The sequence below is a fragment of the Pelomonas sp. Root1217 genome, assembly GCF_001425705.1.
Taxonomy (GTDB): domain Bacteria; phylum Pseudomonadota; class Gammaproteobacteria; order Burkholderiales; family Burkholderiaceae_C; genus Pelomonas.
In genome coordinates this window covers 1,022,363-1,036,661 of the sequence record NZ_LMDC01000001.1, presented here as the reverse complement: position 1 = coordinate 1,036,661, position 14,299 = coordinate 1,022,363, and the positions used below count along the sequence as shown (strand labels likewise).

12 protein-coding genes are annotated in these 14,299 nt (G+C 67.5%); 8 read left to right on the top strand and 4 right to left on the bottom strand.

Features of this window, described 5'->3' with window-relative positions; genetic code table 11:
• The first annotated feature begins 109 nt into the window (after positions 1 to 109).
• Both ASC95_RS31090 and ASC95_RS04775 read left to right on the top strand, forming a co-directional pair.
• On the top strand, positions 110 to 457 hold the full coding sequence (locus ASC95_RS31090) for a GFA family protein (RefSeq protein ID WP_162250715.1): 348 nt from the start codon (positions 110 to 112) through the stop codon (positions 455 to 457).
• A gap of 89 nt (positions 458 to 546) precedes the next feature.
• On the top strand, positions 547 to 1,059 hold the full coding sequence (locus ASC95_RS04775) for an FxDxF family PEP-CTERM protein (protein ID WP_057296587.1): 513 nt from the start codon (positions 547 to 549) through the stop codon (positions 1,057 to 1,059).
• Positions 1,060 to 1,160: 101 nt separating this feature from the next.
• Here ASC95_RS04775 and ASC95_RS04770 read toward each other — a convergent pair whose 3' ends face one another.
• The 4 genes from ASC95_RS04770 to ASC95_RS04755 form a co-directional block, all read right to left on the bottom strand.
• The gene (locus tag ASC95_RS04770) at positions 1,161 to 2,126 is read right to left on the bottom strand and encodes an SMP-30/gluconolactonase/LRE family protein (protein WP_057296586.1); all 966 of its coding nucleotides are present in this window, start codon (positions 2,124 to 2,126) and stop codon (positions 1,161 to 1,163) included.
• Complete coding sequence (locus tag ASC95_RS04765; RefSeq protein ID WP_057296585.1) at positions 2,123 to 2,956, bottom strand: NAD(P)-dependent oxidoreductase; 834 nt, start codon at positions 2,954 to 2,956, stop codon at positions 2,123 to 2,125. Before ASC95_RS04765 ends, ASC95_RS04770 begins: the two co-directional genes overlap by 4 nt.
• Before the next feature lie 225 nt (positions 2,957 to 3,181).
• On the bottom strand, positions 3,182 to 4,264 hold the full coding sequence (locus ASC95_RS04760; protein ID WP_057296584.1) for a LacI family DNA-binding transcriptional regulator: 1,083 nt from the start codon (positions 4,262 to 4,264) through the stop codon (positions 3,182 to 3,184).
• A 58-nt stretch (positions 4,265 to 4,322) separates the two neighbouring features.
• Positions 4,323 to 6,446, bottom strand: a complete 2,124-nt coding sequence (locus tag ASC95_RS04755) for an alpha-glucuronidase family glycosyl hydrolase (protein WP_057296583.1) — start codon at positions 6,444 to 6,446, stop codon at positions 4,323 to 4,325.
• A gap of 231 nt (positions 6,447 to 6,677) precedes the next feature.
• Between ASC95_RS04755 and ASC95_RS32190 the strand changes: the two genes are divergently transcribed.
• The 6 genes from ASC95_RS32190 to xylB all read left to right on the top strand — a co-directional run bounded on the left by ASC95_RS32190 (position 6,678) and on the right by xylB (position 14,220).
• Positions 6,678 to 6,809, top strand: a complete 132-nt coding sequence (locus tag ASC95_RS32190; RefSeq protein WP_255355198.1) for a hypothetical protein — start codon at positions 6,678 to 6,680, stop codon at positions 6,807 to 6,809.
• A 7-nt stretch (positions 6,810 to 6,816) separates the two neighbouring features.
• The gene (locus tag ASC95_RS04750) at positions 6,817 to 8,013 is read left to right on the top strand and encodes an ROK family transcriptional regulator (protein ID WP_057296582.1); all 1,197 of its coding nucleotides are present in this window, start codon (positions 6,817 to 6,819) and stop codon (positions 8,011 to 8,013) included.
• A gap of 18 nt (positions 8,014 to 8,031) precedes the next feature.
• Positions 8,032 to 9,675 carry a glycoside hydrolase family 43 protein gene (locus tag ASC95_RS04745; RefSeq protein WP_057296581.1) on the top strand — a complete coding sequence of 548 codons (1,644 nt, stop codon included), beginning with the start codon at positions 8,032 to 8,034 and terminating at the stop codon, positions 9,673 to 9,675.
• 34 nt (positions 9,676 to 9,709) lie between these two features.
• Positions 9,710 to 11,266 carry an MFS transporter gene (locus ASC95_RS04740; protein WP_057296580.1) on the top strand — a complete coding sequence of 519 codons (1,557 nt, stop codon included), beginning with the start codon at positions 9,710 to 9,712 and terminating at the stop codon, positions 11,264 to 11,266.
• Between the two features lie 43 nt (positions 11,267 to 11,309).
• Complete coding sequence (gene xylA / locus ASC95_RS04735; RefSeq protein WP_057296579.1) at positions 11,310 to 12,626, top strand: xylose isomerase; 1,317 nt, start codon at positions 11,310 to 11,312, stop codon at positions 12,624 to 12,626.
• A gap of 130 nt (positions 12,627 to 12,756) precedes the next feature.
• Entirely contained in the window at positions 12,757 to 14,220 is a 1,464-nt protein-coding gene (gene xylB / locus ASC95_RS04730) for a xylulokinase (protein ID WP_057296578.1), read from the top strand.
• Positions 14,221 to 14,299 lie beyond the last annotated feature (79 nt).

Here is a 14,299-nt window from a genome sequence, read left to right as displayed (position 1 = left end):
GGGCAACGGAGTTCAGCAACGCGGCAGCGGCATAGTCCTGGCTCTTCCCCTTGCCTTGAAGCCGATGATCCCCCCTCTTGCTGCCCGCGGCTCCTGCTACTGTGGCGCCGTGTCCGTCACGGTCCCATCGCCTTTGCGCCGTCCGGACAATTGCCACTGCGGCGAATGCCGCCGCCTCAGTGGTGCGGCCTTCACCACATGGATCACGGCGCCGCGCGATCAGGTCGTTGTGAACAACCCTGAAGGGCTGTCGGTGTTCTGTCCCACGCCCAATCTGCAGCGCTCGTTTTGCAAGACATGCGGATCGCACGTCTTCACCGCGGACGCGCGGCTGCCAAGGGCTTATGGCTTTCCCGCAGGGCTCTTTGAAGGCGAGCCCATCGAGCCGCCGGACGAGGACTACTTTCTCGACGACAAGGCCCGTTGGTGTCGGCGTTCTTTACACCCAGAAGGCTGACCGCAAGTAAATCACCGCCACAGCAGGGTTTTCTCTGATGGCACGGTGCTTGCTAATTAGCTTGGGTCTTTCTTTGGGAGTAAGTAACTATGTTGAAGTCTCTTGCCTTGGCCTCTGTGCTGTCCCTGGGCAGCCTTGCGGCGCAGGCCACCCCCTTCGTGTTGGGCACCGGCACGCTGGGCACCACCACGGTCAACAGCGGCAATGTCGCCGTCGTGCCCAGCCTGCTGAACGACACCTTCACGTTCTCGCTCGCGTCGGCTTCGAGCGTGCAGAGCAATGTGACGACGTTCTTCGGCAGCCTGTCGCCGGCCTTCTACAGCATCGTCAGCACTGGCGCCGATCACGTCGTGGGCGGCACTGACGACACCGTCATCATCGGCTTTGCCTTCACGTCCACGTCGACCGGGCACTTCACGAACCTGAGCGCCGGCAACTATTACTTCAACGTGTTCGCGATGGCTAACCAGGCGCCGTCGGCCTACGCGATTTCGGCTTCGGCCACCGCGCTGCCGGTGCCGGAACCCGAAACCTACGCCATGCTGGCCGCAGGCCTGGGCGTCATCGGTTTTGTTGCTTCCCGCCGCCGTCGCGACCGGTAATTGAATTGATTTCTGGGTCGCTCGTGCAGTGATCCGCCGAAGTCCCCAAAGCCCTGGCCTCAAACGCCAGGGCTTTTTTGTGGCTCGGCCTCATGATGACGTCAAGTGACTGCGCCGCGCGTGTTCACGTACAGCGCATACAGCGAATGCGTGCTCGCCATGAAGAGGCGGTTGCCCTTGGCGCCGCCGAAGCAGAGATTGGCGCAGCGCTCGGGCAGGTGGATATGGGCCAACAGCTTGCCCATGGGGTTGTAGACACGGACACCATCCAGCACCGCCGCATCAGCATCCGCGCTGCCGTCACTGCCAAAGCCACACCAGAGATTGCCTTGCACATCGACGGCCATGCCGTCGAAAGCCCCCGGGCACCCCGGGTCGACCAGCAGCCGCTTGTTGCTCAAGGACACGCCATCCACGTCATAGGCCCAGATCAACCGATGCGGCTGGGCGCGGCTTTCGATGACGTAGAGCGTCTTGCCGTCAGGGCTGAAGGCTAGGCCGTTCGGGCCCTTGAGGTCGTCGATCTGCAGTGTCAGTTCGCCGGTCGCGCCGTCGATGCGGTAGACGGCCGGCGTCAATTCAGACTCGGCCTTCTCGCCCTCGAAGTCGCTGGCGATGCCGAACAGCGGGTCGCTGAACCACAGGCTGCCGTCGCCCGGCTGGCAGGTGATGTCGTTGGGCGAATTCAGCCGCTTGCCTTGATGGCGATCCGCCAGCACGGTGATGCGGCCGTCGTACTCGGTGCGCGTGATGCGCCGCGTCAGGTGCTCGCAGCTGACAAGCCGCCCCTGGCTGTCGCGCACATGACCATTGGCGTTGTTGCTCGGGTTGCGGAACTCGCTGACGGCGCCGGTCGTCTCGTCCCAGCGCAGGATGCGGTTGTTGGGGATGTCGGAGACGAGCAGGTAGCGCCCGTCGCCAAACCAGACCGGCCCCTCGGCCCAGGCCAGGCCCGTGGCGAGCTGCTCGACGCCGGCGGCGAACAGGCGCAGCGGCAGGAAGGCCTCGTCCAGCACCTCGATGGCCGGGTCAGGCCGGCGGGCGTTGGGCGTGAAGGGGATCTTCATTGGTCTTCTGGCGCCTTCTCGAAGGGGCCTTGGATGACGAACTGGCCGCCCTGGCAGCGCACCTCGGGCCGGCTCGGGTCGACATAGGGCTGGGCCGCCTCGACCTCGGCGCGCCAGGGCTCGGAGCTGTCCTGGGGCTTGAAGCCGATGTGGTTGGACGCGCTGTTGTCCCACCAGGTCGAGCGGTTGTCGCTCATGCCGTAGATGATGCTGTGGCCGACGACGGGGGCGCTCAGTGCGGCGACGAGCAGGCGTTCCAGGTCGTCAAAGCTCAGCCAGCTCGACAGCATACGGCGGTCGGTCGGCACGGGCCAGCTGGAACCGATGCGCACCGAGACCGTCTCCAACCCGTAGCGGTCGAAATAGAACTGCGCCAGGTCCTCACCAAAGGCCTTGGACAGCCCGTAGTAGCTGTCCGGCCGCGGCGCGGCCCTTGGCGTCAACGTCTCGCCCTGGCTGTAGAAGCCGGTGACGTGGTTGGAGCTGGCGAAGATGATGCGCTTGACGCCGCGCTGGCGGGCCGACTCGTAGACGTTGTAGGCGCCGACGATATTGGCCGGCAGCACCACGTCGAAGGGTTTCTCGATGGACACGCCGCCGAAGTGCAGCACGGCATCGACATCCTTGAGCAGTGACTGCATGGCAGCCAGATCCTCGAGCGGCGCCTGCACGACTTCCTCGCCCTCGCCGGCGGGGTCCATGGGTGCGAGGTCCGACAGCCGCAGCACGTCGCAGTAATGCTTCATGCGCGGCCGCAGCACGCGGCCGAGATTGCCGGCAGCGCCGGTCAGCAGCAGGCGCTTGAAGCGCGGAGCGGAGAGAGGGTTCATTTCAGGGCGGTGCATTTGAATTGCGGGCCGAGCGCCGGGGCGCTCCCAAGCCGGCCCGCCTTGGGTGATGTGCTTGCCGGTCAATCCGGCAAGCATCGCCGTCCCCGCGGGGGCTGAGGCCGGACACATCATGTCCAGTGGACATGATGTGCCTGCCGAAGCGCTGCGGACCGTGGTCCGCAGCGCGGTCCCGGCCAAGGTACGCCTTGGACGAGGGGCTTCATTTCATGCGCCGATGCGCAGCGGCGGGCGCAGCCGGGGCGCGGCGTCGGACTGGCGCCGGACCAGCGCGAAATCCATGAGCTCGTGCTCGCAGGGCAGGGGCTCTCCGGTGCGGCGCGCGCGGATGTGGCGCACCAGCAGGTCCACCGCGGCGCCGGCCATCTCCATGATGGGCTGGCGCACGGTGGTCAGCTCGGGCCAGATGGTCGTGGCCAGCGGCGCATCGTCGAAGCCGACGACAGTCAGGTCGCTGGGCACGTCCAGGCCCATGCGATGGGCGATGGCGACTGTGGCCGCCGCCATGTCGTCATTGCTGGCGAAGATGGCCGTCGGCCGGCGCTCCTGCGAAAGCAGGAACTCGGCCGCGTCCAGGCCCGAGCGGTAGGTGAACATGCCCTGGGCGACGACCTCCTCCTCCTCGATGTTGAGGCCGGCGTCGGTCATCGCTGCATGGAAGCCGGCCAGGCGGCGGGCGCTGCTGCTCTGGTAGGGGTCGCCGATGATGAAGCCCAGGCGGTGGTGGCCCAGATTCAGCAAATGGCGCGTCATCTCGTAGGCGGCCTGGTAATCGTCGATGCCGACGGCGCAGACGGCTTCGGGCGGCACGCCGCTGGACACGACCACGGCCGGCGTGTCCGTCTCGGCCACCAGCCTGAGCAGCGGCTGGGAATCGCAGAAGGGCGGCGGCAGGATGAGGCCGTCGATGCCGTTGGCGATCATCTCGGCTACCGGCTTCTCCTCGCCCTCGCGCGCGGCCTCGCAGCGCTGCACGACGAGCTGCACATGGCGCAGGCTGGCCTTGTTCAGCAGGCCGATGAGGAATTCATTGAGATAGCCGGCCGTCGGATCGATGTAGAGCATGCCGATGCGGATGGGCTCCGACCCGGCCAGGTGGCGGGCGGCCTGGTTGGGCAGGTAATTCAGCTCGGCGACGGCGGCCTGCACCTTCTCACGCGTGCCCGGGCGCACGTTCTGCTCCCCGTTGATGACCCGCGACACCGTCATCGGCGACACCCCGGCCAGCGCGGCGACATCGGCGATGGTCGCGACCTTGGGGCTGCGCCCGGAGCGAGCGGTTGGCTTCAAAAGGGTCCCTCGGATGGTGATGGGTTTGTTTGCGCAATCATATTTGGCTTGAGGTGTGTCAGCCGCCGCGACCCGGCGCGAAATTGAAGCGCAGCGCTTTGTAGTCGTTCAGCGAGCGCTCGGGGGGCCGCACGCCGGGCGGCAGCGGCAACCCCGAGGCGGACTGAAAATAGGCAAGGCAGGCATCCCGCCACCAGCGAGCCTCGGCCTCCTGCACTGCCAGGTAGGCGGTGACGTCGGCATGGCGGACGGGGTCGATGTCGGCTTGCAGCGTGGCCCAGCGCGCGCGCATGTCGACGACGCTCGCGACGCCACGGTCGTAGCGCGCTACCAATTCGGCCCACAGCGTGCGGCCAGACGCCAGCCGGTAATCCCAGGGCAGGTGGTGGAACCAGAGCAGCCACTCCTCGGGCGTCGTCTCCGGCCGTGCCAGGCGGGCGGCCCAGCCGGGCGCGTACTGGGCCGTCGCGTTGCTGCCGCGCGGCGAGCGGTCGAAACCGATGCCGTCACGGCCAGCGCGGTGGAAGTAGACCGGGTTCCAGTCGGCCCGCTCCAGGTTGTCAACCCAGGGCGCCGGGCCATGGTGGTGGCCCGTGCCCATCAGATGGTGCAGGCCCAGCGGCGTCATGTAGTCAACCACCGCCTCGCGCGAGGCCGTCATCATCGAGACGATGCTGTCGACGGCCCCGGGCTTGGCCGTGAAGGTCTGCATGACCCATTCGCGGGCGAGGTCGGACGCGTGCAGGTCGGCGTTCCAGGCCAGGCGGCCGAAGGCATACCAGTTGGCGCAGTCGAAGTGGGAGCCGCACCAGTTGCGATCGGTGCCAATGTTGGCCACGCCGGCCATCGCCGTCAGCTGGCCGGCAACCGTCACGCCCGACGGCCGTTGGGTGTCCGTGCGCAACACCTCTTCGAACAGCGGGCCGAGATAAACCAGGTGCGTCGAGAAGCCCAGGTATTCCTTGGTGATCTGCAGCTCCAGCGCCAACGGTGTCTTCGGCATGGCGCCAAGCAGCGGATGGAAGGGCTCGCGCGGCTGGAAGTCGATGGCGCCGTTCTTGACCTGCACCATGACGTTGGGCGCAAAGCGGCCGTCCAGCGGTTGGAACTCCGCGTAGCCCTGCTTCGCGCGGTCGCCCGCATCCGGCGCGTAGACGAAGGCCCTCCACATGACGACGCCGCCATGCGGCGTCAGTGCCTCGGCCAGCATGTTGGCGCCGTCGGCATGGTTGCGGCCATAGTCCTGCGGCCCCGGCTGACCCTCGGAATTGGCCTTGACGAGAAAGCCACCGAAGTCGGGGATGCGCCGGTAGATCTCGTCGGCCTTGGCCTTCCACCAGGCGCGCACGGCCGGGTCCAGCGGGTCGGCGGTTTTCAGCCCGCCCAGTTCCACCGGCGCCGAGAAGCGTGCCGACAGGTAGACGCGGATGCCATACGGCCTGAACACATCGGCCAGCGCCGCCGCCTTGGCAAGGAAGGGCGCGGTCAGGGAATCGGCCTTGGCATTGACGTTGTTCAGCACCGTGCCGTTGATGCCCAGCGACGCATTGGCGCGGGCGTAATCCACGTAGCGCGCATCGCGGATGTCGGGCAGCTTCCACCAGTCCCAGATCGACGCACCGGCATAGCCGCGCTCGACGGTGCGATCCAGGTTGTCCCAGTGGTTGAGCAGGCGCAAGCCGAGCCTGGGTGCGGAACGCAGGTCCAGCTTGCCCAGGTCGGCGCCCGTCTGTGCCGCGCGCAACCAGGCAAAACTGCCGTAAAGCAGGCCGATGTCGGTGTTGGCGGCGATCAAGGTCACGGCCCGGCCTTGCAGCTTCACGCTGCGCAGCAGATAGCCTTCGCGGCCCAACTCGGCCCAGGGCAGGTTCAGTCCGGCCGGGGCGCTGGCCGGCGTGGCCAGCAGCAGAGCGCCGTCCGCCAGTTGGGCCGACACGGCCGGCTCCCGCCCCGTCAGGCCTGCCACACCGCGCTTCAATTCGGCGACGGCGGCCTGCAGTGTTGGCGTCATCGGCGTGGCGGGGAGGATGCTGAGAGCCCGCACGAGCACCTCGCTTTGAGTCACGGGCGGCAGTGCGCGGTAGCGCTGCCACAGCTCGTAGCCGTCCTCCACGGCGCTCCACGCCGGCTGAAGCGCGGCCGCCAGCAGCAAGCCGGCCAGGCCTCGGGCCCATGTCTTCATCAAGTCTCCTGTATGGGCCGGCCGGGGTTGCACCCCGGGATCGCGGGAATGTTAGAGATTTCTCGCTTGCGCAATGCAAAATGGTAGCGCTACATTTGAGTCCATAGCAAGCGGTGTCGGAAGGACGCCGCTCAAGACGGAGACCGCATTGAATTCTCACCCCGCCCTACCGGCTCCCGCCACCTGCCCCGGCGCCCTCGCGCTTCGGGGAGATGCGCTGAAAGCCGCGTGATGGTCGGGGCTGTCGCCATGCCGCCGGGCCGGCAGCGCTGGGTTATGCGCGCGCCGCTCTTCGTTGCGACCACCTTCAACCACGCCCTCAACCTGCGGCCCTTCGCGGCCGGCGGGCTGCAACCCATCTAGAGCCCACATGCAGTTCACCGCCGACCAGCACCTGCTCAAGGACCTCAACCGCATGGCCGTCGTGCGGCAGCTGAGCGCCTGGCCCGGGCAGTCACGAGCGGCGCTGGCCGAATCGCTACAGCTGACCAAGTCCACCGTCAGCGGGCTGGTGAAGGAGTTGATCCACGAGGGCTGGCTGCTGGAGCGCGAGATCGTCGCGACCGGCGAGCTGGGCCGCCGGCCGACGCCCCTCTTCGTCGATCCGGGGCGGCTGGTGCTGCTGGGCGCCGAGCTGGGCGTGGAGGGCGTGCAGGTCGTCGCCACTTCGCTGACCGGCGACGTGCTGGCCCGCGCGCGTGCGCCGCTGGATGCCGGGCGAGACGCCCCTCTTGCGCTGATGCGCGCCGCGCGGCTGCTGACGCAGGTGTACGCGCGCCTGGACACGCCGTCCCAGCGGGTCATCGGCATCGGCGTCGGGCTGCCCGGCGGCGTGGACGAGCAACGCGGCCATCTGCATTTCGCCCACAACCTCGGCTGGCGCGACCTGCCCGTCGGCCGGCTGCTGGTCGAGCATCTGCGCAATACACCGCTACAGGGCGTGCCGCTGTTCGTGCAAAACGACGCCGATGCGGCGGCCTTGGGCGAGCTGGAGTTCAGCGCCGACGGCCGCGACCCGCTGATCTACCTGAGCCTGGGCCTGGGTGTGGGCGCAGGCATCGTCGTCGAGGACCGACTGCTGACCGGCGCTCACGGCCTGGCCGGCGAGGTCGGCCACACGACGCTGGAGATCGACGGCCCGCGCTGCAGCTGCGGCCGCCGCGGCTGCGCCGAAGCCATGATCGGCTTTCGAACCATGCTGCCCCCCGGCGAAGAAGGCGGTGGCCTGGCCGGGATCCAGCGCCGGCTGAGCGCCAGGCAGCCCGACAGCACTGAAGCCGTCGCCCGCGCCGGCCGCTATCTCGGCATGCTGCTGGGCAATCTCTGCGCCGCCTACGACCCCGGCCGCATCGTGCTCGGCGGCCCCGCCGTCGAGATCGGCGCCCCCTTTCTCGAGCACGCCTTTCGCACGCTGGAAGCCTATGCCAGTGCCGCCGGCGTGTCGCCGCCCCTGGTCACCCTGTCGCGTTTCGGCGTCGATGCTGTCGCCGTCGGCGCCGCCGCTCTGGCCCGCTACCGTCTCACCCGCCCCCTGATCGCCGCCAGCCGCCTGGCTGCGGCCGCCTGACTCTCCCTGCACCGACACATGATCACCAACCCCATCCTGCCGGGCTTCCACGCCGACCCCTCGATATGCCGCGTCGGTGATGACTACTACATCGCCACCTCGACCTTCGAGTGGTGGCCCGGCGTGCGCATCCACCATTCGCGCGACCTGCAAAACTGGCGCCACCACAGCTACGCCGTCACGCGCAAGAGCCAGCTCGACCTGCTCGGCCACCCCGACTCGGCCGGCGTCTGGGCGCCCTGCCTGAGCTATGCCGGCGGCCAGTTCTGGCTGATCTACACCGACGTGCGCTCCACCTTCGGCGCCTTCAAGGACACACACAACTACCTGGTCACCGCGCCAAGCATCGACGGCCCGTGGAGCGAGCCCATCTACCTGAACAGCTCGGGCTTCGACCCCAGCCTGTTCCACGACGATGATGGCCGGCAGTGGCTGCTGAACCAGCAGTGGATCCACCAACCGGGCAAGCACCACTTCAACGGCATCCTGCTGCAGGAATACGACCACGAGGCCAGGCGCCTGGTCGGCCCGGTGAAGAACATCTATGCCGGCACACCGCTGGGCGTCGTCGAAGGGCCTCACCTGTACCGCCGCAACGGCTGGTACTACCTGCTGACGGCCGAGGGCGGCACCTTCTACGAGCACGCCGTCACGCTGGCCCGCTCGCGTGCCATTGACGGCCCCTACGAGACATTGCCCGGCAACCCGCTGCTGACGGCCTGGCAGCAGCCCACCGACGGCCTGCAGCGCAGCGGCCACGCCAGCCTGGTGCAGACGCACAACGGCGACTGGTACCTGGCGCACCTCTGCGGCCGGCCGCTGGAATGGAGCGGCCCGAATGCCGACAAGCAGAACGGCGTCTACGAGAAATTGCATTGCCCGCTGGGCCGCGAGACCGGCATCCAGCGCATCCACTGGCGCGATGACGACTGGCCGGAGATCGAGGGTGGCGGCAATGCGCCGCGCCTGCAGGTTGCCGGGCCGGGCCTTCCCGAGCATGTGTTCCCGGCCGAGCCGGCGCGCGACGACTTCGACTCGGCAACGCTCAATCACCACCTGAACTCACTGCGCGTGCCCTTTGATGAAAGCTGGATCTCACTGACCGAACGCCCCGGCTGGCTGCGCCTGAAGGGCCGCGAGTCGCTGATGAGCCTGTTCGACCAGAGCCTGGTCGCGCGGCGCCAGCAGCACTTCAACTGCCGGGTCGAGACGCGCCTGGAGTTCGCGCCCGAGCTGTTCCAGCAGATGGCCGGCCTGGTGGCTTACTACAACACCGGCAACCATGCCTATCTGCACGTCAGCCGCGATGTCGACTCCGGCCAGCGCGTGCTGCGGCTGACCGTCAACCGCGACTCGGCGTTGTGCGAGCCGGCCACACCCGTTGTGCTGGCGGAGGGCCCGGTCGACCTGGCCGTCGAGTTCCGTCACGACCGCTACCAGTTCCAGTTCGCTCAAGCCCATCAAGCCGGCGGCGCCTGGCAGGACATCGGCCCGGCGCTGGACACCGCCATGCTCAGCGACGAGGCCGTGACGCGCTTCGTCGACGGCTACGCGCGCAGCTTTGGCTTCACCGGCAATTTCATCGGCATTGCCTGTCAAGATCTGTCGGGCCAGCGCCTTGCCGCGGACTTCGACTACCTTTCCTACGAAGCACGGCCCTGAGACCGCGCGCTCTTAAAACGACACGAGACACCCCATGGCCACCACCCATCAGCCCTTGTCCTTCGTGGAGAAGGCCGGTTACAGCTGCGGCGACGCGGCTGCGAACCTGGTCTTCATGTCCATGATCCTGTTCCAGCTCAACTTCTACACCGACGTGTTCGGGCTGAGCGCGAGCACGGCGGCGGCCATCCTGCTGTGGCCGCGGCTGTGGGACGCCGTCTTCGACCCCGTCATGGGCGTGCTGGCCGACCGCACCAACACGCGCTGGGGCAAGTTCCGCCCCTGGGTGCTCTGGACCGCCGTGCCCTGGTGCGTCGTCATGGTCCTGGCCTACACCACGCCCGACAAGAGCTGGGGCTGGAGCACCGCCATGGTGGTGGCCTACGCGGGCATCACCAACACGCTGCTGATGACGCTGTACTCGATGAACAACATGCCCTACTCCGCGCTGGGCGGGGTCATGACGGCGGACCTGAATGAGCGCACCAAGCTCAATTCCTACCGTTTCGTATCGGTCAACGCGGCGCAATTCATCGTCGGCGGCTTCACGCTGCCGCTGGTGGCCAAGTTCGCGCAGGGGCATGACCGCGCGTACGGCTGGCAGATGACGATGACGATCTGGGCCGTGGCCTGCCTGGTGCTCTTCATGGTCACCTTCTTCACGACCAGGGAACGCGTCAAGCCCATCGTCGAGACGCACGCCTCGCCCAAGCAGGACTTCGTCGACCTGTTGAAGAACGGCCCGTGGATCGCCCTGGTGGCCTACACGGTCTTTCACTTCGCGATGCTGGCCCTGCGTGGCGGTGCCCACTACAACTTCTATCACCACTATGCCGACAAGGCCGCGATGTTCGACTTCGTCGCCTCGCTGGGCCTGACGACACCCGACCCAGCCGGCACCGGCAGCCTGGCCGACACGCTGGGCTACATCGTGCACGGCACGCGCGACGGCTTGGCGAGTTCCAATGTCGCCGATGTGTTCAACAGCATCGTCAACATGGCCGGCTTCCTGACGACCATCATCGTGATCATGCTGTCGGTGGGGCTGTCGGCGCGCTTCGGCAAACGCACCGTGGCCGTCACCTGCTTCGGCCTGTCGACTTTGACCGCAGCCGCGATGTACCTGCTGCCGCCAACGGCCACCTGGGCCATGGTCGGCCTGCAGGTGCTGGGCGCCATCGTCTACGCGCCCACCTGCGCCATCATGTGGGCCATGTACGCCGACGCGGCCGACTACTCCGAGTGGCAGACCGGCCGCCGCTTCACCGGCATGGTGTTCGCCACCATCGGCTTCTCGCTGAAGGCCGGCTTGGCCCTCGGCTCGGCCTGCTTCCTGTGGCTGATGGCCGGCTTCTTCGGTTACGACACGATGCAACCGACAGCACCCAATGCCATCGAAGGCTATCGTGTGATGTCCAGCTTCGTCGTCGCCGCGCTGTTTGCCGGCTGCACCTTCTGCCTGATCGCCAACAAGCTGAACAAGCAGACCACGCTGCAAATGGCCGACGAACTCGCCCGGCGCCGCAGCAAGGCCGGCGCCAACAACGGTGACGACATCGGCCCGGCCAATGCCGTGCCGGCCACCGCCTGACCTCTTTCACCACCCTTCCCTGATTCCGCAGTAAGGACCCGCCATGAGCACCGCCTATTCCGACCTCCCTACCGTCCAGTACGAAGGCCCGCAATCCACCAACCCGCTGGCTTACCACTGGTATGACGCCAAGCGCGTCGTGATGGGCAAGACGCTGGCCGAGCACCTGCGCCCGGCCGTCTGCTACTGGCACAACTTCTGCTGGAAGGGCGAGGACATCTTCGGCCTGGGCGCCACCGCCCACCAGCGCAACTGGTTCGCCGAGGCTGACGCCGTCACGGCCGCCAAGCTCAAGCTCGACGCCGCCTTCGACCTCTTCAGCAAGCTGGGCCTGCCTTACTGGTGCTTCCATGACCGCGACGTGGCCCCCGAAGGCGCGACGCTGGCCGAATCCAACCGCATCCTCGACGGCCTGCTCGAAGCCGCGGCCAAGAAGATGCAGGACCAGAAGATCGGCCTGCTCTGGGGCACGGCCAACCTGTTCTCCAACCCGCGTTTCATGAGCGGCGCAGCCACCAACCCCGACCCCGAGGTCTTCGCCTATGCCGCCGCGCAAGTGAAGCATGTGCTGGAGTGGACGAACCGCCTGGGCGGCCAGAACTACGTGCTGTGGGGTGGCCGCGAGGGCTACGAGACCCTGCTGAACACCGACCTCAAGCGCGAGCTGGCCCAGTACGGCCGCTTCCTCAGCGCCGTCGTCGAGCACAAGCACAAGATCGGCTTCAAGGGCGCCATCCTCATCGAGCCCAAGCCGCAGGAGCCGACCAAGCACCAATACGACTACGACAGCGCCACGGTCTACGGCTTCCTGAAGACCTATGGCCTGGAGAACGAGGTCAAGGTCAACCTGGAGGTGAATCACGCCACGCTGGCCGGCCACAGCTTCGAGCATGAGGTCGCCACCGCCTGCGCCCTGGGTATCTTCGGCTCCATCGACGCCAACCGCGGCGATGAGCAACTGGGCTGGGACACGGACCAGTTCCCCAACAACCACGCGGCCCTCGTGCCGGCCATGCTGGAGATCATCCGCGCGGGCGGCTTCACGACCGGCGGCACCAACTTCGACGCCAAGGTGCGCCGCCAGTCCATCGACCCGACCGACCAGCTCGAGGGCCATATCGGCGGCATGGACACCATGGCGCGCGCTTTCCTGAGTGCGGCGGCGCTGTACGAAAGCGGCCAGCTGGAGAAGGCCGTGGGCGATCGCTATGCGGGCTGGAACGGCGAGCTGGGCCAGAAGATCCAGGCGGGCGCCAGCCTTGACGAGCTCGCTGCCGTAGTTCACGCGCAAGGCATCTCGCCGGTCGCCCGTTCCGGCCGCCAGGAACGACTGGAAAACGTCGTCAACAACTTCGTCTGACGGATTTTTGGCTGATGACAGCGGCCCAATAACAAAGCCACAGAGGCACTGAGACACAGAGCAATTCAGAGGCTTTTCTCTGTGCCTCTGTGTCTCTGTGGCCGTGTTCATTGAATCGGACCCCTGACCCATGTTTCTCGGCATCGACCTCGGCACCTCCGAGCTGAAGCTGCTGCTGCTCGACGAGCAGCACCACATCGTCGCGACCACCGGTGTCGCGCTGACCGTGCAGCGTCCGCAGCCGCTGTGGAGCGAGCAGGAGCCCGCCGCCTGGTGGGCAGCGCTCGATGAAGGCATGGCCAAACTCGGCCAGAGCCATGCGTCAGCCCTCGCAAGGGTGCGCGGCATCGGGCTGTCGGGCCAGATGCATGGCGCGGTCACGCTGGACGACGCCGACCGCGTGCAGCGGCCGGCCATCCTGTGGAACGACGGCCGCAGCGCCGGGCAATGCGCCGAGATGATGGCCGCCTGCCCTGAGCTGCCGGCCATCACCGGCAACCTGGCCATGCCGGGCTTCACGGCGCCCAAGCTCGCATGGATGCGCCAGCACGAGCCCGAGCTCTTCAACCGCGTGGCCAAGGTGCTGCTGCCCAAGGACTGGCTGCGCCTTTGCTTGAGCGGCTCCTTTGTGAGCGAGATGAGCGACGCCGCCGGCACGCTGTGGCTGGACGTGGCGCGCCGCCGCTGGTCGCCCGAGGCGCTGGCGCTGACGGGGCTGAACGAGAGCCACATGCCGCGGCTGGTGGAAGGTAGCGACCCGAGCGCCGGCTTGAAGCACGAGTTGGCCGAACGCTGGGGCCTGCGCGCCGGCATCCCGATCGCCGGCGGTGGTGGCGACAACGCGGCCAGCGCCGTCGGCATGGGCGTCGTCAAGCCCGGCCAGGGTTTCCTGTCGCTGGGCACGTCCGGCGTCATCTTCCTGTGCAACGAGGCCTTCAGCCCCAACCCGGCGCGCGCCGTACACGCCTTCTGCCACGCGCTGCCGAACACCTGGCACCAGATGAGCGTCATGCTCAGCGCGGCGAGTGCGCTGCGCTGGGTGACGCTGCTGCTCAAGGAATCGGGCGAGGCCGAGCTGATTGCCAAGGTTGCCCAGCTCACGCCGGCCCAGCGTGAACGCGCGCCGATCTTCCTGCCCTACCTGAGCGGCGAGCGCACGCCGCACAACAACGCCAATGCGCAGGGTGTGTTCTTCGGCCTCACGAACGAGCATGACGCCGCGGCCCTGGGCTATGCCGTGCTCGAAGGCGTGGGCTTTGGCCTGCTGGACGGCTGGCAGGCCTTGCAGGCCGGCGGCGGCAGGGCCGAGTCGCTGTGGTTGGTGGGCGGCGGCGCGCGCAGCGAGTGGTGGGCGAAGTTGCTCGCCTCGCTGCTGAATATCCGCCTCGTCAATGGCGTGGGTGCCGAAGCCGGCGGCGCGCTCGGCGCAGCGCGCCTGGCCTGGCTGGCCTGTGGCGGCAGTGTCGACGAGGTCTGCCGCACGCCCGAGATCGCCCGCGTGGCCGAGCCCGATGCTGCGCTGGCCACCGAACTGCGGCCGCGTTTTGAGCGCTTCCAGCGCCTGTATGGCGCGCTGCGGGCCGAGTTCAGCTGAGCGTCACTGCCAGGCGGGCGGCATCGCGCCATTCATCGCCGACACTGAAGCGCTCGGACCACTGATCTGCTCTCATCAG